The sequence below is a fragment of the Deinococcus humi genome (genome assembly GCF_014201875.1).
Classification (GTDB): Bacteria; Deinococcota; Deinococci; order Deinococcales; family Deinococcaceae; genus Deinococcus; species Deinococcus humi.
The window spans coordinates 309,984-328,920 of the sequence record NZ_JACHFL010000005.1; the positions used below are offsets into that span (position 1 = coordinate 309,984).

Sequence of the window (18,937 nt, forward strand, 5' to 3'; positions counted from 1 at the left end):
TCAGGCGTCGCCCATCATCAGGCCTTCAATGGTGTGGCCCTGGACGATGGGCTCCAGCTCGTCGACCACGCGGCAGATCAGGTGGTTCTTGACCTCCTGTGGCAGCCGCTCGTAGTAGCCACGGGTGAACTGCAGGTCATGGAATTCGTCATGTCCGGCACCGGGCGCGTCGACCCCCAACACCAGCACCGGGCGCGGCTTGTTGCTGACGTTGGCAGTACCGCGGTGAATAGTCAGCGCGCTGCGCACCGAGATGTCGCCCATTTTTGGCAACTTGCGCTGGGCCAGGGCGTGATACCGGGGGAACAGCGAGACTGGGGGAAACATGCCGTGGTCGTATTCGCTGGGATCGTCCCACTGGGTGCCGGGGGCAATCTCGAACGGCCCCATGTCTGCCTCGACATCAACTGTGGTCAGGTTGAAAGCCAGGGAATTGAGGCGGCGGTCCACCAGCGTCTCGTCGCCAGCCCGGAAATCACGGTGCCACGGCTGATCCTTGGCTCCAGGGTTGGGCACATCAAAACCGATCTCGACGATCTTGTAGTTCGGACCAAGCACGCTGGCACACACCGTCTGCACCCAGGGGTGCGTCACGAGGTCATAAAAACCGCTGATGTCCTCGGGGTGAATCTCGACGTAGTGACGGTTGGTGCCGCGCCCGACAGCGCCACCGGGCCGGGCCAGGGCCTGCTGGTACAGCACGGCAAGTTCCTCACCGAGCCGGGCGGCCCACTCGCGGGGGAAGGCTCCTTTGAGCCCGATGATGCCGTCGCCGTACAGCGCCCCCATGATGGTGGGAACGTCGTATTCGGGGGCAGCGTAGGGCGTGGCGTTGATCTGGGGGGGCGTGGGGTTATGCACGGTCATGGGGTCCTCCTGAGGGACGAGGGAAACGTCAGGGGAGATTCGGGCCTCTTTATGCTACCCCTGCCGGTTGCGCGTGAGCCTGTTTTGAAGAATCACCACAATCAGCAAAAAGGCGCCGCGAATCACGGACTGCCAGTACGCACTGAGGCTGATGGTGCCCCGGCCATTTTCAAAGTTAAGGATGTTGAAGATGATGCCCAGCAGCAGCACGCCGACCAGCGTGGACCCGACCGAGCCGCTGCCGCCGGTCAGCAGGGTGCCGCCCACCACCACGGCGGCAATCGCCGTCAGTTCCCAGCCCAGGCCTTCGGTCGGTTGTCCCGCCCCAAACTGCGATGCAAGGATCACGCCAGCCAGGCCGGCCAGCGCCCCAGACAGCACATACACCCACACCAGCGTCCGCCGGACCGGCAACCCCATCAGCTGTGAGGCTTCCTCGTTGCCCCCGATCGCCAGCACATGGCGCCCGAAACGGGTCAGGCGCAAGACCACCATGCCTAGCGCAAAGGCCACAAACAGCACGATGGCAGTGAACGGAAGCCCGCCGAGAGTGCCCTGCCCAAAGGCGGTGAAGCCGTGGTCAAAATCGGCCGAGACCGACTCGTTGTTGGCCAGCATCAGGGCCAGACCGCGTGCGGCGAGCAACATCGCCAGGGTGGCAATGAACGGCAGAATGTTGAGGTAAGCGATGACCAGACCGTTGATCAGGCCCAGCAGTGTGGCGGCCGCGACGGCCCCCAGCAGGGCCGGCCACAGGCCGTAGGGACTGAGCAGCGCCGCCACCACACTGGCGAACGCGGCGACGCTGCCCACGCTGAGGTCGATGCCGCCCGTCATGATCACAAAGGTCATGCCCAGCGCGATCAGTCCGAACATGGAGTTGTAGCCCAGTACGGTAAAGACGTTGTAAGACGTCAGAAAGCCCTCGTAGCGCAGGGCGCCGAATAGGATCAGCAGCGCAAGGGCGACGAGAACGCCGTACTGCTGGAGCAACTGGACGGTGCGAAAGTAGGGGGTCACGCGGGCGGTGGGGGTGGTGGTCACAGGTCAGGGGTCTCCTTGCACAGGACGGGGCTGGACTGGCCCGGCGTCGGCGGATTCGGGGTCAGCGGCGCTGACGCTGGATGTACACGGCGACCAGGATGATCACGGCCTTGACCACCAGCGCCACCGCCTCCGGCACCCCCCGCGCCAGGAGGGTGTAACGGATCAGCTGGATGATCAGCGCGCCCAGCAGCGTACCGACGATGGTCGCGCGGCCACCGGTCAGGGCGGTGCCGCCCACTGCCGCCGCTGCGATGGCGTCCAGCTCCATGTTCAGGCCAACCTGATTGGCGTCCGAGGAAGCGTTGATGGCGATGACGATCAGGCCCGCTACGCCGGCAAGCAGCCCGGAAAGGCCATATACCGCCAGCTTCACCCGGCCCACCGGAACACCGGCCAGCCGCGCGGCGGCCTCGTTTCCACCCACAGCCAGCACCTGCCGGCCGAACACGGTTCGGCGCATGATCCAGGCGAACAGGGCAACCACCAGGACCATCAGAATGACCTGGAAGGGAATGCCCAGCGGCCGGCCCAAGCCGATGTACTGAAACGCGGGCTCGCTGAAGGTCTGCAACTGCCCATTGGTGACAACCTGCGCGATGCCGCGCCCGGCGATAAACAGGACCAGGGTCGCGATAAAGGGCTGCAGGTTGAAGCGGGTCACGAGCATGCCATTGAACAGCCCGAACGCTCCAGCGGCCAGCACTGGCAGCACAAAGGCCAGCGTCAGCCCCAGCCCCGGGCTTCCCAGTGGGGGATGCAGAAAGAGCATGGGCGCCAGAGCCCCACTGATGGCCATAAGGGCGCCCACCGACAGGTCAATGCCGCCGGTGGCCATCACCAGGGTCATGCCCACCGCAACGATGACGATGGTGGCCACCTGCGTGAGATTGACGTTCAGCGTCTGGGCACTGAGAAAGTTGGGCGTAAACAGCGCGTTGAACAGAAACAGGGCCGCCAGGGCCAGCAGCGGCCCCAGCAGTGCGGAGCTCTGCCGCCTGGGTCTGCGACTGCGGGCCATCACCGGGGGGGTGAGGGTCTCGGGCCCGCTCATGCCGGCGCTCCAGGCAGGGCGGCGCTGGGCCCACCAGGAGCGCCGTGGGCCATGGCGTCCATGATGGCGTCCTGGCTCAGCGCCTCGCGGGGCAGTTCGCGGATGCTGCGCCCATCGCGCATTACCACCACCAGGTCCGCCCCTTCGGCCAGTTCCTCCAGCTCACTGCTGATCATCAGGACCCCCAGGCCTTCGCGGGCCAGTTCGCTCAGCAGGGCCTGAATTTCGCCTTTGGCCCCCACATCGATGCCCCGGGTGGGCTCATCCAGAATCAGCAGTTTGGGGTTCATGCACAGCCAGCGCGCCAGCAGCACCTTCTGCTGGTTGCCCCCGGACAGTTCACGAATTTTCTGGTCCGGGCCGGCTGTCTTGATGCCCAGACGCGCGATGAACCGGTCCACAATCTCGGCCTGACGTCGCGAATCCACGATGCCGCCCCTCGACAGAGCGGGCAGCAGGGCCAGCGTCAGGTTCTCGCGCACCGAAAGGTCGGGAATGATGCCCTCGATCTTGCGATCTTCCGAACAGAAACCCAACCCGGCCCGGATGGCGTCGCGCGGCGAGCCGAACTTCACGGGCTGCTGCTCCATGTGGACCTCGCCGCCCAGCAGCGGATCGGCCCCGAAGACCGCCCGCGCCGCCTCCGTCCGCCCTGAGCCCAGCAGGCCGGCGAGGCCGACGATCTCTCCGGCCCGCACCTGAAAGTCGGCCTCCTGAAGCACCGTGCCGGTGTGCAGTCCCCGCGCTTCCAGCAGTGTTTCGCCCGAGGTCGCGCGGCCCCGCACAAAGGCGGTTTCGCCCTCCTGACGCAGCTCGCTGGTGTCCTTGCCCAGCATCCTGGCCACCAGTTGCAGCTTGCTGACCTCGGCCATGGGCTGCTCGGCCACCGTCCGGCCGTCACGCATGATCGTGACGCGGTCACATACTGCGTACAGTTCGTCCAGCCGGTGCGAGACAAACACCACCGAGACGCCTTGCGCCTTGAGCTGCCGGATGACTCCGAACAGCGTTTCGACCTCACGGTCATCCAGGGAGGAGGTCGGCTCGTCCATGATGACCAGCTGGCTTTTGAACGACACGGCGCGGGCGATCGCGACCATCTGCTGCACGGCGACGCTGTGGGACATCAGCGGGCTGGTCACGTCCACGCGGACCTTGAACCGGGCCAAAACTTCCTGCGCCTGCGCGTTCATGCGGCGCCAGTCGAGAAAAGGACCCCAGCCAAGTTCGCGCCCCAGAAAGATGTTCTCGGTGACGCTGCGATAGCCCACCAGATTGACTTCCTGATAGATGGTGCTGATGCCGCCAGCCTGAGCCGCCTGCGGAGAGGCGAACGCCACCTCCTTTCCCCTGAACATGACGCTGCCCGCGTCGCGGCGGTAGGCCCCGGTGAGAAGTTTGATCAGGGTGGATTTTCCAGCGCCGTTCTGGCCGATCAGGGCGTGGACCTCGCCGGGCTCAACGCTCAGGCGGGCGTCCTGCAAGGCAGGGACGCCCGAGAAACTTTTCTGAATGCCCTGCATCAGCAGCAGGGGTTGACGGTGTTCCACGTGCAGCCACCTCGGCGTGGGGTGAAAGCCAGGGCCGGGGAGGGCTCTTGCTGAGCGAGGCCCAAGCCCCCTCCCCGGCGGCGTCAGTACGCGCTGTCGAGCAGCGATTTGGCGTTCGCGCTGGTGAACTCGCGGTCCGGGTTGATGATCTTGGCGGGGATGGTCTTGCCCGCCGCGTAGTCCTTGAGAGTCTCAAAGGCTTTGGGCCCGAACTTGGGATTGCACTCCACGACGTAGTTCACCTTGCCGTCGACCAGCAGCTTCACAATCTCGCGGCCGCCGTCAATGGAGAGCACCATGACGTCCTTGCCGGGTTTCTTGCCGGCTGCCTCCAGCGCAGCGATGGCGCCAATGGCCATTTCGTCGTTGTGGGCATAGACCACGTTGACTGTGGGGTTGGCCTGCAGCAGGGTTTCCATTACCTGCCGGCCCTTGTCCCGGGCAAAGTCACCGGTCTGCGATGCCAGGATCCGCATGTCCGCCTTGCCCTTGATGGCGTCCTCGAAGCCTTTGCGGCGGTCATTGGCCGGCGAGGAGCCGGTGGTGCCCAGCAGCTGGATAATGCGCGCCTCGCCCTTCTTGTTCTTGGCCAGCCAGTTGCCGACGCGCCGGCCTTCCTCGATGAAATCGCTGCCGATAAACGTCACGTAGTCACTGCCGGCCTTGGCCAGCTTCTGGTCCACGTTACGGTCCAACAGAATGACCGGAATGCCGGCCGCGCGTGCTTTCTTGACCGCGGCGGCCAGGGGCTTTTCCTCACGCGGCGCCAGGAAGATGGCGTCGACGCGCTGGGCGATCATGCTGTCGACATCGGACACCTGTTTGGCCGCCGAACCAGCTGCGTCGGTATACACCAGCTGATGCCCCAAGCGCTTTGCCTCATCCTGCATGCTCTTGGTCTGCGCAATGCGCCAGGGGTTGTTGCTCTCGGTCTGGGCAAAGCCCACCTTGTAGACCGTCTTCTGGGCCAGTTTCGGCAGGCTCTGGGCCACGGCGAACACCGTGACGCCCGTCAAGGCGAGGGCCAGGGTCAACGTGATTGCAGGACGGCTTCTGTTCATGACTTCTCCTTTAAACCTCGTCCGGGGACAAGCTTGGGAAATGACGACCAACCGCAGCGCGGACTGTGCCTGCATGAGAAGAACATCAAGCAATTCTTTGGGATTTGTGTTTCGCACATTAGGCGACTGGGCCCTGGGGCTTGTCAAGAGTGTGGCAAGGCGCTGCATTTGTTGGTTAAACAAGCATGCTTTTGGCACGGTCAACTTCTCAAAGCGCTGCAGGCAGCTGGGATCTGGCGATGGGCAGAAACGGGGGTGCCCTGTGCAGGCTGAACAACCCGTACAGACGTGGCTGTGCAGGGAAACAGATGGGTCAAGGTTCTACGATGCCCGTGAACTGGATGGCCGTTCTGGCTGGACTTTGCGCCAGTCCGAGGAAACGAACGAAATGGGTCGATGCCTCTCTGGGCTGACCATTTCTGCTTCCTGCCATGCCCTACACTGAGAGTCTCTTGCCGGACTCTGACTGTTCTTACCCTCCCAGCCGCGCTGGCCTATGACCTCTTCCGATGACCGACTTCCCGCAGCTCTGGAACGGCTGCTGGGTGTCAGCGACGACGCGGTGTTTGCGTTGGATGCGCAGGGCCTCTTTAATTTTGCCAACGACAGTGCCGGTGCCATGGTTGGTCTTCAGGGTGCTGCCCTGCTGGGCCGGTCTCTGGAAAAAGATTTTGGGTACGCCTTCAGCTCCCGCTGGCTGACCGAGAGCTGCCGGGCTCTTGCCGAAGACTGTCCGGTGGAGTACGACGCCTTCAATCCTTCGCTCGGAGGGTGGGTCCGCGTTCGGGTCGTGCCGGGCAATGGAGGGCTGGCGGTGCAGATCCGGGACATCAGCGCGCAGCGGCGGGCGGTGGCCCTTCAGGGGGTCACGGCAGCGCTGGCGCAGGCCGACACGCCCGATCAGGTCACCGAGGTCATGCTTCAGCATGTCGTGTCGGCGGCCGGGGCGTATATGTGTGTCCTGGTCAGACCCTCCGCGGATCAGGCGCACCTGGAACTGCACGGTGAGGTGGGCTACTCGGCCGAATTGCGCGAGCGTTTTGCCCGGTTCCCCCTCGATCTGGGGATTCCGCCCTGTGACGCAGCGCGCACCGGACAGCCCGTCTATGTGGCCGGCGCGGTGTTTGACCGCCAGTATCCGGGGGCGGTGGCCGTGCGTGCGGAGCAGACCCGCAGCCTGGCTTCCCTACCCCTGACGGTCGATGGCCAGCTGTGGGGAGTTCTGGCGCTGAGTTTTACTGAGGTGCGGCGCTTCCACGCCGAGGAGCGGGAGTTCCTTCAGGCCATGGTGCAGCAGTGCGCCCAGGCGCTGAGCCGGACGAGCGCAGAAGTCCGGTTGCAGGAACAGGCCGACACCCTGGGGCTCCTGAACCGGGTGGTGCAGACCGTTTCGGCCGAACTGGACCTGAGCCGCATGGTTCAGGGCGTGACCGACGCCGGCGTGGAACTCACCGGTGCGCAGTTCGGAGCCTTTTTCTACAACGTCGTCAATGCGCAGCAGGAAAGCTACACGCTCTACACCATCTCCGGCGTTCCGCGCGAGGCCTTCTCCTCGTTTCCCATGCCGCGCAACACCCAGGTGTTCAGCCCGACCTTCAACGCCGAGGGGGTGGTGCGCGCTCACGACATCACTCAGGACCCACGGTACGGGCACAACGACCCCCACAGGGGCATGCCGGCAGGCCATCTGCCCGTGAGAAGTTATCTGGCGGTGCCCGTCGTGTCGCGTTCCGGCGAGGTGCTCGGCGGGCTGTTCTTCGGGCATCCTGAACCAGGGGTCTTTACGGAACGCGCCGAGCAGCTCATCGTCGGGCTGGCGGCGCAGGCTGCGGTGGCCATGGACAATGCCCGGCTGTACCAGCAGCTGCAGGACAGCCACGCGCTGCTGGAGCGTCGGGTAGAGGAGCGCACCCGCGAACTGGGAGAGCAGGCTGCGGCCCATGAGGCGTTTGTCCGTTTCACAGAGGCGGCAGGCACGAGCACGGACGTGCACACCCTGGCCCGGGAGGCCCTGCTGGTCTTCCGCAGCTTCTTTGCGGAGTGCAGCGCGGCCTATTACGAGCGGGACGGCGACATCTGGCGGGCGCAGGTCTGGACGGAAGACATTGCTCCGGCAGTGGTGCAGAGCATCACGGCTGGAATTTCAGCCGACGCGCCGACCTTCAGCGACGCGGTGCGGACCCAGGCGCCGGTGTTTGTCGATGCCTGGAATCCGGAGCGTGAACAGGTGGCGGCCACCGACGAGTACGGCACCGTCGCACTTTTTCCCATGCTGGTGGGTGACCAGATCGCTGGCCTGATGGCCGTGGGCCTTAAGGGAACGCAGCAGTGGTCAGAGCACGGCAAGGCCATCATCCGTTCGATCGGGCGCAGCCTCAATCTGTCTCTGGAACGCGCCTACGTGTCCTTGCAGCTCAGCGAGCAGCGTGACGCTCTTCAGGCCCGGACCCAGGCGCTGGAAGCCTTTGAAGGCCTCACCCGCAACCTCACCCTGGAAGCTGACCCGTACACCCTGATTGTCCGGGCACAGGAAATCGTGCTGTCCCTGCTGCCGGAAGGGTACTCGCTGTACTGGGAGCGGGAGGGCAACAGCTGGCAGGTCAAAACCCAGATCGGCGACCTGCGCAACGATGAATTACAACGACAGGTGGACGGCGGACTGCCCTATGAGTCCACCCGCACGGTGCGTATTCCCTTTGAGACCGGCGAGCCGCTCTATCAGGATGAGTACGACAAGGGCCATGACAACCTGGAGCGCACTGTGGGCCATATCAGTGCCACAGCTTCGTTGCCCGTGACGGTGGGCGGGAAGGTGCAGGGCGTGATCGTCGTGGGGCTGTTCGGCACCCGGCCCTGGACCGCCACGGACCGCGCCCTGCTGGCCACCGTGATGCGCAGCGTGGGCCTGACGCTGGAAGGTGCCGAAAAAGCCCGGGCCCTGCAGGAGCGTACCCGCGAGTTGGAGCGCAGCAATGCCGAGCTGGAACGCTTTGCCTATGTGGCCAGCCATGACCTGCAGGAGCCGCTGCGGACCATTGCCAGCTTTGCCGAGCTGATCAATCGCCGTTACGGAGACAGCCTGGACGACAAGGGTCGCCGGTACCTGGAATTCGTGACGCTGGGCGCCCAGCGGATGAAAGTCCTGATCGACGACCTGCTGGTGTTCTCGCGCCTGAACGTGATCCGGGAGGAACCGGCACGGCTGGCGCTGGGCCAGGCCCTCCAGGACGCGCTGGACAGCCTGCACGGCGCCCTAGAGGACAGCGGCGCGCAGGTGATCTGGGGCGAGCTTCCGGCGGTCCTGGGCGTGCGGTCGGAACTGGCACAGCTGTTCCAAAATCTGCTGGGCAACGCCATGAAGTTCTCTCGTCCTGGCCTCGCCCCGCAGGTGCGCATCACGGCCCAGCGGGAAGACGGGTGCTGGCATCTCCAGGTCAGTGACAACGGCATCGGCTTCGAGCCGCAGTACGCCGAGCGGATCTTTCAGATCTTCCAGCGCCTGCACGGACGCGACGAGTACCAGGGCACCGGGATGGGCCTGGCCATCGTGCAGAAGATTATGGAACATCATGGCGGGCGTGTCTGGGCCGAGGGGCAGCCGGGACAGGGCAGCACCTTTCATTTCACGCTCAGGGCCGCCGAGGAATAGGAAGAAGCGTCCTCTGAAGACGGCAGGCGTGGCCCAGAAGCCGCTTCAACCTCTGGGTGTATCAGGAGACTCTTGGACTTTGACCTCAGGTCCTGAACGACGGCGTGTCGTGAGCTTCCGGCGGGCTGATTTAGAATGTCTGGGGACGAAACGCTGAGACCGGAGGCCCACGGCTTCAGCGGTGAGACTTGAGGTTGCTGCACGAGCGCGTCCCTGAGGGCTCGGAGCCTGAGACTCAAGGACGGCCAAGGCATCTTCACTCAGCTCACTGCCTGGGCAGAGGTAGAAGCCGGGGTCTTCCCGGCCACGGCAGCGAGCGACGGGGCATCCCAGCAGAATAGACGCATAAAACCCGTCCAAGCCTTTGCAGGCATGAACCGCCAGGGCCTGAAAGCCGTGCCTCCCACCAAAGCGAAGGATGATGAGTAGGCCTTTCTCGAGACCTGTTCAAGGAAGGCCAGCTCTTACTCCAGAACCATGCGTACGTCTTCGACCCGCCGAAAGAGACCATAGGCCACAAGGCCTGCCAAGCCGAGCGCGAGGGCCATAGGGTACACACTGTCCAGCCGCACCTCCACCAGCGCCACGGCGAAGGCCAGGCCTGCCGTCAACGCAGTGAGCCACGTCATGACAGCCCAGCTCCTGTTTATCCTGTCCCTGGGCGTTCGTCAGCGGCGGACTTGGGCGTGTGCAGGACGGGCGTTCCCATGAACAGATTATTGAGTGATTCGGTCCAGGTGGGATGCGAGAACACTCCGTCCCGCAGGTCGCTCGCGGTCAGATTCCCTTGCATGGCGACCTGAAGGACGCTGAGGGTTTCACCTCCCTCGGCCCCCAGGACCGTGGCGCCAAGAATCTGGTCTGTCTCGTCGTCCACGACGGCTTTCATCAGTCCGCTCGTCTCCCCCGTCTCGATGGCACGTGCCACCTTTGACATGGGCAGGGTGTACACCCGCACCCGCAGCCCCTGCTCGCGCGCCTGCATCTCATCCAGGCCGACGCGGGCGAGTTGCGGGTCCGTGAACACCGTGTAGGGGATCAGCCGGTTGTGCCACGAGCGCCGCTGCCCGTGCAGGAGAGCGTCGCGTACGATCCGAAAGTCATCGTAGGCGACGTGGGTGAAGGCCGGGCCACCCTTGACGTCTCCCAAGGCGTATACCCCCTCGACATTGGTGCGCAGATCGTCGTCCACCCGCACGTGTCCGCGCTCGTCCACGTCGACGCCCGCCACGTCCAGCCCCAGATCGTCCGTGTTCGGGGTACGGCCCGTGGCCACGAGGAGGTGCGATCCGGACAGGATCTGCTCGCCCTGTGGATCACGCACGAGGACATCGACTCCCGAATCCGAGCGGCGTGTCCACACGACTTCGCGCCCGCACAGGACAGCCACGCCCTCATCACACAGCACGTCCGTGAGCGCTGCCGCCACATCCGGGTCCTCGTGGCTCGCGAGCCGCTCGCCCCGCTCGATAACCGTCACCCGGCTTCCGAAACGGGCGAAGGCCTGGCCGAACTCCAGTCCGATGTACCCGCCGCCGAGAATCAACAGATGTTCGGGAAGTTCCCGGAGCGCAAGCAGCCCCGTCGAATCCACGGCACCCACATCGCGTAATCCGGGAAGGTTCGGCCAGGTGGGGCGGGCACCCGTGTTGATGAAGACCAGCGGCGCCTCGAAGGCCCGCCGGCTCCCATCTGGCAGCGTCGCCTGCACGGTGTGAGGGCCGATAAACCGGGCACGGCCCATCACCAGCTCAACCCCCGCCTGTTCCAAACCGTCCCGGCTGCCTGAGCGGAACTGCTCGACTACGCTATCCTTGCGTGCCTGGACAGCCGCAAAATCGACCTGAACCTGACCGTCCTGAACGCCGTATTCGTCGCTGCGGCGGGCGAGGTGAGCGACACGCGCGCTGGCGATCATGGTTTTGGTGGGGGTGCAGCCCTCGTTCACGCAGGTACCACCCACGTGCTCGGCCTCGATCAGGACGACCTGACGCCCACTGTCTGTCAGTGCCTGGGCAAGTGGGACACCTGCCTGTCCAGCACCGATGATGACGGCATCACAGCGATCAGGGGCAGGACGTTCCGTATCTGGCTTGTTTTGCGACATAGATTCCTCCAACAGCCCTCATCAGACACCATCGCTAGTGTGAGTGATGTCACGCAGCCAACAGAGGGGCAATGTTGTCGCCGCTCAGACAAAGGACAGGTGTTTCCTGGATGATCCCGTGAAGGCCAATGTCGCGAACACGATATAGCCGCTTTTTCACCACTGGCAAGTCCGGAGCGGCCCGCTGGCCGCCTGTGCCCGGTCCCGAGAAGACTGCCGTCCGGTCTGGCCTTCCCGCTCGCGTGCACAGGTGAAGGGAGGGGGCCATCAACCTGACTGAGAAGACGCTCGCCAAACTTGCGCCCTAGGGCCTTACGCTTGTGGATTTCTGGGCCTCCTAGTGTCGCCCTGTCAGACAGTAGCCCCGGTTATTGACGATCAGGCGCAACACCTCCGGGTTCAGCTACGTGCTGCCCATGATCTGGGCCAGGAAGTGGACTCGTACTGGCGCAGGTCGTGGGCAGTGCGCATCACAACTCGCACGCCCAAGCACCCGCCCCGAATCTCAGCTGCGGTCTGAATGCCGGGCAGGCCAATGTCGACCACGGTCACATCCTGGCCTTGCACACCAAGCACAGATCGGCAGCCCCTGATTGCATTGTCTCCCCATCAGTTCTCCTGACTAGAGGTTCGAATCTCACTCGAGTTCAACTCACGCGGGAACGTCCGTTCTCACGGCGCATCAGCTGCATAGCGTTGCGTTCAACACTCCGGACACAAGTTAGTTTCCCTTCTTGCGTCAGTCTCCCTCACGTGCCCAGAATCTCCGGTTGCCTGCTCAGGTGATCAGGGAAGAGGAGCCTGACATTGTGCTTCCCGGCTGACCTGACGGCTCCTGAGACGGAGCATACTGCCCGCAGAAATGACGCCGCCCGATTCTGTCCCGGCCCCTTCCATCGCGCCCTCCCCTATCAAGCGCTGGCTCCTGGAAGGCAGCAGTCCAGAGCCGGATCAACCGGGCTATTACGAGGGCGAACACAGCGTGCAGACCAAACACCAGACCCACCCCTGGTGGAAGGTGATGTGCCTGACCGGGGTCGATTACTTTTCTACCCTTGGCTATCAACCTGGCATTGCAGCGCTGGCTGCGGGGGTACTGTCGCCGCTGGCAACGCTGGTACTGGTGCTGGTCACGCTGTTCGGGGCCTTGCCGATGTACCGCCGGGTGGCACAGGAAAGTCCGCATGGCGACGGCTCAATCAGCATGCTCGAACGGCTGCTGGGCTTCTGGCCGGGCAAATTTCTGGTGCTCGCCCTGATCGGCTTCGTGGCGACGGGATTCGTCATCACCATCACGCTTTCAGCCGCCGACGCCGCCGCTCACCTGACTGAGAATCCCCTGCTCAGGCCGATGATCGGCGGCACGCAGGTACCTGTGACCCTCCTGCTGATCACCCTGCTGGGGGCGGTGTTTCTGAGAGGCTTCAATGAAGCGATCGGCATTGCCGTGGGCATCGTGATCGTGTATCTGGGCCTCAGCGCCGTTGTGGTGGTTGACGGCCTGCGGCTGGTGGCCAGTGAACCTCAGATCATCCCCGATTGGTGGGCCATGGTTCAGCAGAGTTACGCCTCGCCGCTGGCGATCATCGGCGCCTCACTGCTGGTGTTTCCCAGACTGGCGCTGGGATTGTCAGGCTTCGAGACGGGCGTGGTGGTCATGCCGCTGATCAAGGGCGATGCAGGCGACACCGAGGCCGCTCCGGCAGGCCGCATCCGCAACGGCCAGAACCTGCTGACCACCGCCGCGCTGATCATGAGCGTGTTTCTGTTGACCAGCAGCTTGGTCACCACCCTTCTGATCCCCACCGCTGCCTTCCAGGCTGGTGGCGCGGCCAACGGGCGGGCGCTGGCGTATCTGGCCCACCAGCGGCTCGGCGAGACGTTCGGCACGCTGTACGACGTCAGCACCATCGCCATTCTGTGGTTTGCGGGCGCTTCTGCCATGGCGGGGCTGCTGAACATCGTGCCTCGTTACCTGCCGCGCTACGGCATGGCCCCTGACTGGATGCGCGCCAACCGCCCACTGGTGCTGGTTTTCGTGACGGTGGCTTTTGTGGTCACGCTGGCCTTCAAAGCCAACGTGGACGCTCAGGCAGGCGCATACGCGACAGGGGTGCTGGCCTTGATGACCTCGGCAGCGGTGGCCGTTACTTTGTCGTCGGTTCGGCGCAGGCAACGCACGCAGAGCTGGGCGTTCGGCCTCATCAGCCTGATTTTTATCTACACCATCTCGGTGACGGTGATCGGCAATCCAGGCGGGCTGCTGATTGCGCTGCTGTTTATCGCCGCGGTGCTGGTGGTCAGCTTTGCCTCACGGGTGCAGCGTTCCTTCGAACTGCGGGTCAGCCGCGTGGTCCTAGACGACTCAGCAGTGCAGCTCCTCAAGAGCTTCCCGATTCGCCCACTGCGCCTGGTGGCCCACCGCCCCGGATGCTACACGCTAGCGGAATACTGCAAACAGGAACTCCGTGCCCGGCAGATGGCCCATCTCCCCGACGACGTGCCCTTCCTCTTCCTAGAAGCCGAGGTGGACGATGCCTCGGACTTCAGCGACGTGGTGGAGGTCAGCAGCGTGAGGGTGGGCCCGTACGGTGTCCTGAAGGCCAGGGGCTCCAGCGTGCCCAACACTATTGCTGCAGTGATGCTGCATCTGCGGGGGAAGGGTGCGCCGCCGCAGGTGTACATGCGCTGGAGTGAGGATACGCCGCTTCACCTGGCCCTCAAGTTCCTGGTGGAAGGCCAGGGCGACGTCCCGCCCCTGACCCACGAAATCCTGCGCCGGGCCGAACCGAACCGGGATCGCCGCCCGATTGTGCATGTGGGGGGCTAGCAGGGCAACAGCGGCAGAACTGGACCGCTGTAGAGGTAGGAGCCTCCTGATGGCCAACTGAATGGACCCAGGCCTCCATCTGTCGAAGTATCAGGGCTGCCGACGATGATCCGCCCGGCTCTTACGTGCGGAAGAAGCATCAAAACTGCGTGACGGCTCAAACGCGGCACACTGGAACCATGGACATCACCAACCGCTTACTGGTCACCATTCCCGCCGCCGCCACACCTGAGGAGCGTTTGAACCATCTCCGACAGGCCATTTTCGCCGCGTTGGAGGACGGCACGCTCACGGTGGCTGAGTTGCAGGCGTTGCGGGAAGCACGGGTGGCGTTGGGCATCAGCGCCCTCCAGGCGCGGACGTTGCGGGCGGAGGTCTATCACGCAGCACTTTTGCGGGCGCAGGAGGATGACCGGCTCTCGTCCGAGGAACTGGAGACGTTGAATCAGATTCTGCTTTTCTTCAACACCCTCAGGGATGAGCGCTGAGCTCAGATCGCATTCCCGCACCAGCGTTTCCAGGGAGACGTGGTCAACGGCTGCAGTAGGGGTGAGTCGACTAAAGGCAACACAAGCATGCGACTGTCCTTACGTGTCTTGCCTATGCCTTACTGGCCAGAGCTCTCAAGGCTGTTGGAGGAGAACAACCGACGCGACAGTGAAGCAGAAATGCTGTTGAACCCATACCTTAGGTCATGTCGGGCACGAATTGGCAGCAGATCATCGGCATGACCCAACTCTCAGCACCCGACACTTCGGTCCAGCTCCAGCCCACGGGCTCGCTGAGCAGCATCTACGCTGTCCTCCCCTGACGTTGTTCCAGACGCCATCGGCTGTCCCGCAATAGAGGGTCCAGACACGACGCTGCATTGCCCGCCTGGATAATCCTGGTGAGCAGCTGCCGTCTGGTACCCAGTACGAGCTTGACCTTCCTGTGGCTGGAACGCTTAGCGTGGCTGAATATGCGAGGTCGCCTGATCATTTCCCGATTTGCCGTCCTGACCGGTCTGTCCCCAAAGACACTGAGGTACTACGACGAGATCGGCCTGCTGTGTCCCGCAGCCGTCGACGACGTCAACAGCTACCGCTATTACAGCGTCGCGCAGATTGAGCTGGCCGTCCGCATCCGCCGTTGGCGCGAGCTGGGACTGCCGCTGCACGAGATCCGGGACATGATCGACCACCCCGCCCATGCGCAGGAGGTGCTTGTCCGGCACGAGAAACGGCTGAGCGCTGAGATTGAAGATCGTCAGCACTCTCTGCTGACCCTGCGCACCTACCTCCTGGAGGAGCCTATGAACTACCGCACCGAACAGCTTCAGGCCCGACAGACCCTGAGCATCCGCACGCGTCTTCAGCCTCCACATTACGAGGTGATCCCCGAAGCCTTGCGCGAGTTGATGATGTACGCAAAGGCCCAGGGATATCAGATTGAGAGACCGAGCTTCTTCATGCACGACAACGACGACACCGGCGAGGGGAGTTTGGTAGAGGTCTGTCTGCCTGTTGAGGGGGCCGTCAAAGGCGACGGACGCATTGAAGTGAGGACGTTCAAGGGGGGCAACGCCTTCATCGGGCGGTTCGTTGGTCCCTACGATAAAACAGGGGCGGCATACTCGGCGGTGGTCGAGGAAGCCCTGCGACGTGAACTCAGAATCACGGGGGTGACGGCCGAATTCTACGTCAAGAGCGTCCCTGACACCCCAAACCCTGAGGCGTACGAGACAGACATTGTCTTCTTTCTGGAAGAACTGAGGGGAGAGCGGTAACGGCGTGAAGGTGTCCCAGGCAAGGGTTAGCGGGTCAGGAGCGCTACATTCCTGGCGATGGATGGCAGCAGTACCACCTCAACACTTTGTCGCTAGAACCAACGAAGTGTTGAGGTGGGCCCAGTCAAGACCGCTCCTGATGGATGGCTTTCCTGATGAAAGTCTTGAAGTCGGGCATCAGGAGATGCCGCCTCACAGGGACATTGCGCCACAGTCTTTCGGGGTTCAGTTCCCTGCGGAGCCATGGAGTGTGGCGGTGGAGTCACCCATTGGATGCGTCGCTGCGGATCAAAGCATGCATGGAGCCGCAACCCAATTTCAGGCTTTCAGAGATTCAGGACTTGCCCTGATCTGGTGCCTTGTACTGCACGGTACACACCGTCTTGATGCCGCCGCGCATCCCGTAATCGCAGCGGATCTCCATACTGAGGGGGTCAAGGAGTTTCACCAGATCGGCCAGAACACGGCGGGTGGCGTGCTCGTGGTAGATCCCTACGAAACGGTAACTGGTCAGGTAGTACTTGAGGCTTTTAAGTTCCACGCAAACATCACGTGGCTGATAGCGAATCTCCAGCGTACCGAAATCCGGCAGGCCGCTCCACGGACACACCGGACTGAACTCGTCGGTAGTGATCTCGATCTGCATGGGTTCGCCGGGATAATGGACCGGATCGTCGAGGCGCACATGCTCGAACGTGCCTAGCACGTCCGTGTCGATGGCGTCCAGGCCCTGCACGTCATAGCGGCGGTCAAAACCTGGTTGCTGGGGCGCGCTCACGGCGGCCCGTTCTTCTGTCTTCGTCATGGTTTCTCCTGAAGCGGACGCCACCAGTGGCGTCCGGGATGACAGCACAGGTCATCCATGGTGGAGTGGGTTGCCCTCACCCCGGTGTCGGGGAAGGGTCACCTCACCCGGATAGTATCGGGGGCCATCGAGGGCAGCACAAGGATCTCGGTGTCGATTGATCGGATAAGGATGTTCAGGCGGGAACAGGGTCTGGCGCGACTTGTGTGCGGACCCAGCGCACCAGCGGAATCAACAACAGGCTGATCAGCATCTTGATTGCGATCTGCCCCAGCATCAGGTTCAGCAGGGGCGCGCCTGTTCCCGCAAAGGCAATCGTGATGAACACGACCGTATCCAGGGTGGTGCTCACGGCGTTCGAGGCGATCACCTGTGTGGCGACGCCACGCGCTTTCAGGCGTTCGAAAATAAGAGCGTCGAGGGCAGTGCTGATCAGATAGGCCACAAGACTGGCCGCCACAACCCTGAGCGTGGAGCCGAACACCACCTGATACGCACTGTCCTGAAAGAAGTCCGGTTTGGGCAGGGCGTTGACCAGCACGCCGTACCCGGCCAGCAGGGCATTCGCGAACAGGCCGCCCCACAGGGCCGCCTTGGCGACCGTCCAGCCGCCCGCCGCGTGAATGGCGTCACGGAGCGTGAAGGTCAGGGAATACAGGAAAATCGCGCCGGGGAAGATCAACGCGCCGATCTGGACCAGACGGCCTGCGGTGACGTTACTGACAAGTTCGGCACCGATGTAGACGGCGACGAGAATCACCAGGAGGGTATTGCGTGAGGTCATATGATCCTTGAGCGGGGCAGACGGCAAGGCGCGTCTCAGCCCGGAGGGGTCTGGCCCCCGTCAAACGCCATCTCGGACGTTTGGCCCAGTGGCAGGGCATCCAGAGCCATGGATGATCCTGCGCTGTGGCGGGGAACCTGGCTGGAGAGGGACTGGGTGGTGAACTTTACTTCAACGTGTCACGAGGCGACTGGGGCGCGCTGCTGGAACGTAGCGGCCTCGCCAATCGCGGCCCCTGGATGTCGGCGGGGCGAGGATCGCCTCCAGCCGGACAGGGGGGATGTCCGATTCCTGCCGTAGTACTGGTTCATAGGTCTCCTTGACGCATGTGCGGCCTTACATGCGAAAGATGGGGCGCGTTCTGCGCCCACGGGAGTTTTGCATACCTGTCGCGCCCATAGGCAGGGCCTTTTGGCCGCGGTCTCCAGAACCATGGAGCGGGTGGCTCCCAGGCTGCGCTATCGACAGGACGGGGTGGGGATGATCAAGAACCCATCTGCAAGAATGCGAATGCAATCCCCCGAAATCTGTGGGGGCGACATTCGCAGATTTCTTCGACTGGGAGCGCTGTGCCCTGCCCACTCGCCACTGGTTTTCCCGCGTTCACACTTGCACGATCCGCTCTCTTGCTCTGTTGTCCGCCTGGCCGCACACGAACGACAGGAGGAACGAATGAATGAATCTCCTTTCAATCCGCTTGCCGATGACGTGTTCGCGCTGGCCGTCTGGGATGAGGGCTGGGGTTCGTACAACAACTGCTACCTGCTGGTCCGTGGTGACCGGGTGCTCCTGATCGACACCGGCAAAGCGGAACACTTTCCGCACCTGCAGGCCGCGCTGGCCACCCTCGGGAAAACCGCTGCCGACGTGACGGCCCTGATCGCAACCCACGGCCACCCGGACCACATCGGCAGTGCCCACAGGTTCACCAACGCCCGCAAGTACATTCACCCAAACGACGTGCCGATGCTGACCGCTGAAGCCCGCGAGTTGTTCACGGACAGCTTGCCCGATCACGGTGACGTCCAGGGACTGACCTGCTGGCTGTGGGGGGATCACACACCCGGATCGTGCGTTCTATACGACGGCGTCTCCCACGTCACCTTTGCGGGCGATCCCATCTGTTTCTTCGGCCAGGCTCTACCGCAAGGCGAGCTCGTGGAGAGGGCGCCAGCTCTCCGGGAAACCCTGACGGCGCTGATCGCTCAGGGGGAGCTGTGGCGCGACCCCCGCGTTCAGCCCGAGCGCTTTCAGCGCGGCGTGGCGTATCTCAGTGGCCTCGACACGTCACACTTCGCGACGGGGCATGGGGTTGTCCTCCACGGCGACTTGAAAGGGTTCTTCTCCAATCTGATCGAGGCCAGCAACACCCACACCCAGGGGGAGTCCTGAGCGGTTCCGCAACGGTTAATGGTGCC

Annotated in this window: 14 protein-coding genes; 5 read left to right on the plus strand and 9 right to left on the minus strand. The window is 63.4% G+C overall.

Annotated elements, in window-relative coordinates:
- The 5 genes from HNQ08_RS12315 to HNQ08_RS12335 all read right to left on the minus strand — a co-directional run bounded on the left by HNQ08_RS12315 (position 1) and on the right by HNQ08_RS12335 (position 5,576).
- A complete protein-coding gene (locus HNQ08_RS12315; protein ID WP_184132254.1) occupies positions 1-867 on the minus strand; it encodes a phytanoyl-CoA dioxygenase family protein in 867 nt (288 codons plus the stop codon).
- 54 nt (positions 868-921) lie between these two features.
- On the minus strand, positions 922-1,911 hold the full coding sequence (locus HNQ08_RS12320; RefSeq protein ID WP_184132257.1) for an ABC transporter permease: 990 nt from the start codon (positions 1,909-1,911) through the stop codon (positions 922-924).
- A 61-nt stretch (positions 1,912-1,972) separates the two neighbouring features.
- Positions 1,973-2,965: an ABC transporter permease gene (locus tag HNQ08_RS12325; protein ID WP_184132260.1), complete on the minus strand. Its 993-nt coding sequence runs from the start codon at positions 2,963-2,965 to the stop codon at positions 1,973-1,975.
- Positions 2,962-4,515: a sugar ABC transporter ATP-binding protein gene (locus HNQ08_RS12330; RefSeq protein WP_184132263.1), complete on the minus strand. Its 1,554-nt coding sequence runs from the start codon at positions 4,513-4,515 to the stop codon at positions 2,962-2,964. Before HNQ08_RS12330 ends, HNQ08_RS12325 begins: the two co-directional genes overlap by 4 nt.
- A gap of 83 nt (positions 4,516-4,598) precedes the next feature.
- Positions 4,599-5,576 (minus strand): ABC transporter substrate-binding protein, encoded by a 978-nt coding sequence (locus tag HNQ08_RS12335; protein WP_184132266.1) that lies wholly within the window; start codon positions 5,574-5,576, stop codon positions 4,599-4,601.
- Between the two features lie 496 nt (positions 5,577-6,072).
- Here HNQ08_RS12335 and HNQ08_RS12340 point away from each other — a divergent pair, with 496 nt between their 5' ends.
- A complete protein-coding gene (locus HNQ08_RS12340; protein WP_184132269.1) occupies positions 6,073-9,225 on the plus strand; it encodes a GAF domain-containing protein in 3,153 nt (1,050 codons plus the stop codon).
- A gap of 464 nt (positions 9,226-9,689) precedes the next feature.
- Here the strand turns inward: HNQ08_RS12340 and HNQ08_RS12345 are convergent, their stop codons facing one another.
- On the minus strand, positions 9,690-9,854 hold the full coding sequence (locus HNQ08_RS12345; RefSeq protein WP_184132272.1) for a hypothetical protein: 165 nt from the start codon (positions 9,852-9,854) through the stop codon (positions 9,690-9,692).
- Positions 9,855-9,871: 17 nt separating this feature from the next.
- Positions 9,872-11,332, minus strand: coding sequence for a mercuric reductase (locus tag HNQ08_RS12350; RefSeq protein WP_184132275.1), 1,461 nt, complete (start codon positions 11,330-11,332; stop codon positions 9,872-9,874).
- 862 nt (positions 11,333-12,194) lie between these two features.
- On the opposite strand from HNQ08_RS12350, the gene HNQ08_RS12355 reads away from it, so the two are divergent.
- The 3 genes from HNQ08_RS12355 (at position 12,195) to HNQ08_RS12365 (ending at position 15,930) form a co-directional block, all read left to right on the plus strand.
- On the plus strand, positions 12,195-14,162 hold the full coding sequence (locus HNQ08_RS12355) for an APC family permease (protein ID WP_184132278.1): 1,968 nt from the start codon (positions 12,195-12,197) through the stop codon (positions 14,160-14,162).
- Positions 14,163-14,341: 179 nt separating this feature from the next.
- A complete protein-coding gene (locus HNQ08_RS12360; RefSeq protein WP_184132281.1) occupies positions 14,342-14,650 on the plus strand; it encodes a hypothetical protein in 309 nt (102 codons plus the stop codon).
- A gap of 473 nt (positions 14,651-15,123) precedes the next feature.
- The gene (locus tag HNQ08_RS12365; RefSeq protein WP_184132284.1) at positions 15,124-15,930 is read left to right on the plus strand and encodes a MerR family transcriptional regulator; all 807 of its coding nucleotides are present in this window, start codon (positions 15,124-15,126) and stop codon (positions 15,928-15,930) included.
- Positions 15,931-16,264: 334 nt separating this feature from the next.
- Here the strand turns inward: HNQ08_RS12365 and queF are convergent, their stop codons facing one another.
- Positions 16,265-16,735: a preQ(1) synthase gene (queF, locus tag HNQ08_RS12370; protein WP_184132287.1), complete on the minus strand. Its 471-nt coding sequence runs from the start codon at positions 16,733-16,735 to the stop codon at positions 16,265-16,267.
- Between the two features lie 175 nt (positions 16,736-16,910).
- The gene (locus tag HNQ08_RS12375) at positions 16,911-17,519 is read right to left on the minus strand and encodes a queuosine precursor transporter (RefSeq protein WP_184132289.1); all 609 of its coding nucleotides are present in this window, start codon (positions 17,517-17,519) and stop codon (positions 16,911-16,913) included.
- 672 nt (positions 17,520-18,191) lie between these two features.
- Between HNQ08_RS12375 and HNQ08_RS12380 the strand changes: the two genes are divergently transcribed.
- On the plus strand, positions 18,192-18,911 hold the full coding sequence (locus tag HNQ08_RS12380; RefSeq protein ID WP_184132292.1) for an MBL fold metallo-hydrolase: 720 nt from the start codon (positions 18,192-18,194) through the stop codon (positions 18,909-18,911).
- Positions 18,912-18,937: the final 26 nt, after the last annotated feature.

Coding starts and splice junctions, on each gene's coding strand:
- HNQ08_RS12315 (WP_184132254.1), bottom strand. CDS start 867: ATGACCGTGCATAACCCCACGCCCCCCCAGATCAACGCCACGCCCTAC.
- HNQ08_RS12325 (WP_184132260.1), bottom strand. CDS start 2,965: ATGAGCGGGCCCGAGACCCTCACCCCCCCGGTGATGGCCCGCAGTCGC.
- HNQ08_RS12335 (WP_184132266.1), bottom strand. CDS start 5,576: ATGAACAGAAGCCGTCCTGCAATCACGTTGACCCTGGCCCTCGCCTTG.
- HNQ08_RS12340 (WP_184132269.1), top strand. CDS start 6,073: ATGACCTCTTCCGATGACCGACTTCCCGCAGCTCTGGAACGGCTGCTG.
- HNQ08_RS12345 (WP_184132272.1), bottom strand. CDS start 9,854: ATGACGTGGCTCACTGCGTTGACGGCAGGCCTGGCCTTCGCCGTGGCG.
- HNQ08_RS12350 (WP_184132275.1), bottom strand. CDS start 11,332: ATGTCGCAAAACAAGCCAGATACGGAACGTCCTGCCCCTGATCGCTGT.
- HNQ08_RS12355 (WP_184132278.1), top strand. CDS start 12,195: ATGACGCCGCCCGATTCTGTCCCGGCCCCTTCCATCGCGCCCTCCCCT.
- HNQ08_RS12360 (WP_184132281.1), top strand. CDS start 14,342: ATGGACATCACCAACCGCTTACTGGTCACCATTCCCGCCGCCGCCACA.
- HNQ08_RS12365 (WP_184132284.1), top strand. CDS start 15,124: ATGCGAGGTCGCCTGATCATTTCCCGATTTGCCGTCCTGACCGGTCTG.
- queF (WP_184132287.1), bottom strand. CDS start 16,735: ATGACGAAGACAGAAGAACGGGCCGCCGTGAGCGCGCCCCAGCAACCA.
- HNQ08_RS12375 (WP_184132289.1), bottom strand. CDS start 17,519: ATGACCTCACGCAATACCCTCCTGGTGATTCTCGTCGCCGTCTACATC.
- HNQ08_RS12380 (WP_184132292.1), top strand. CDS start 18,192: ATGAATGAATCTCCTTTCAATCCGCTTGCCGATGACGTGTTCGCGCTG.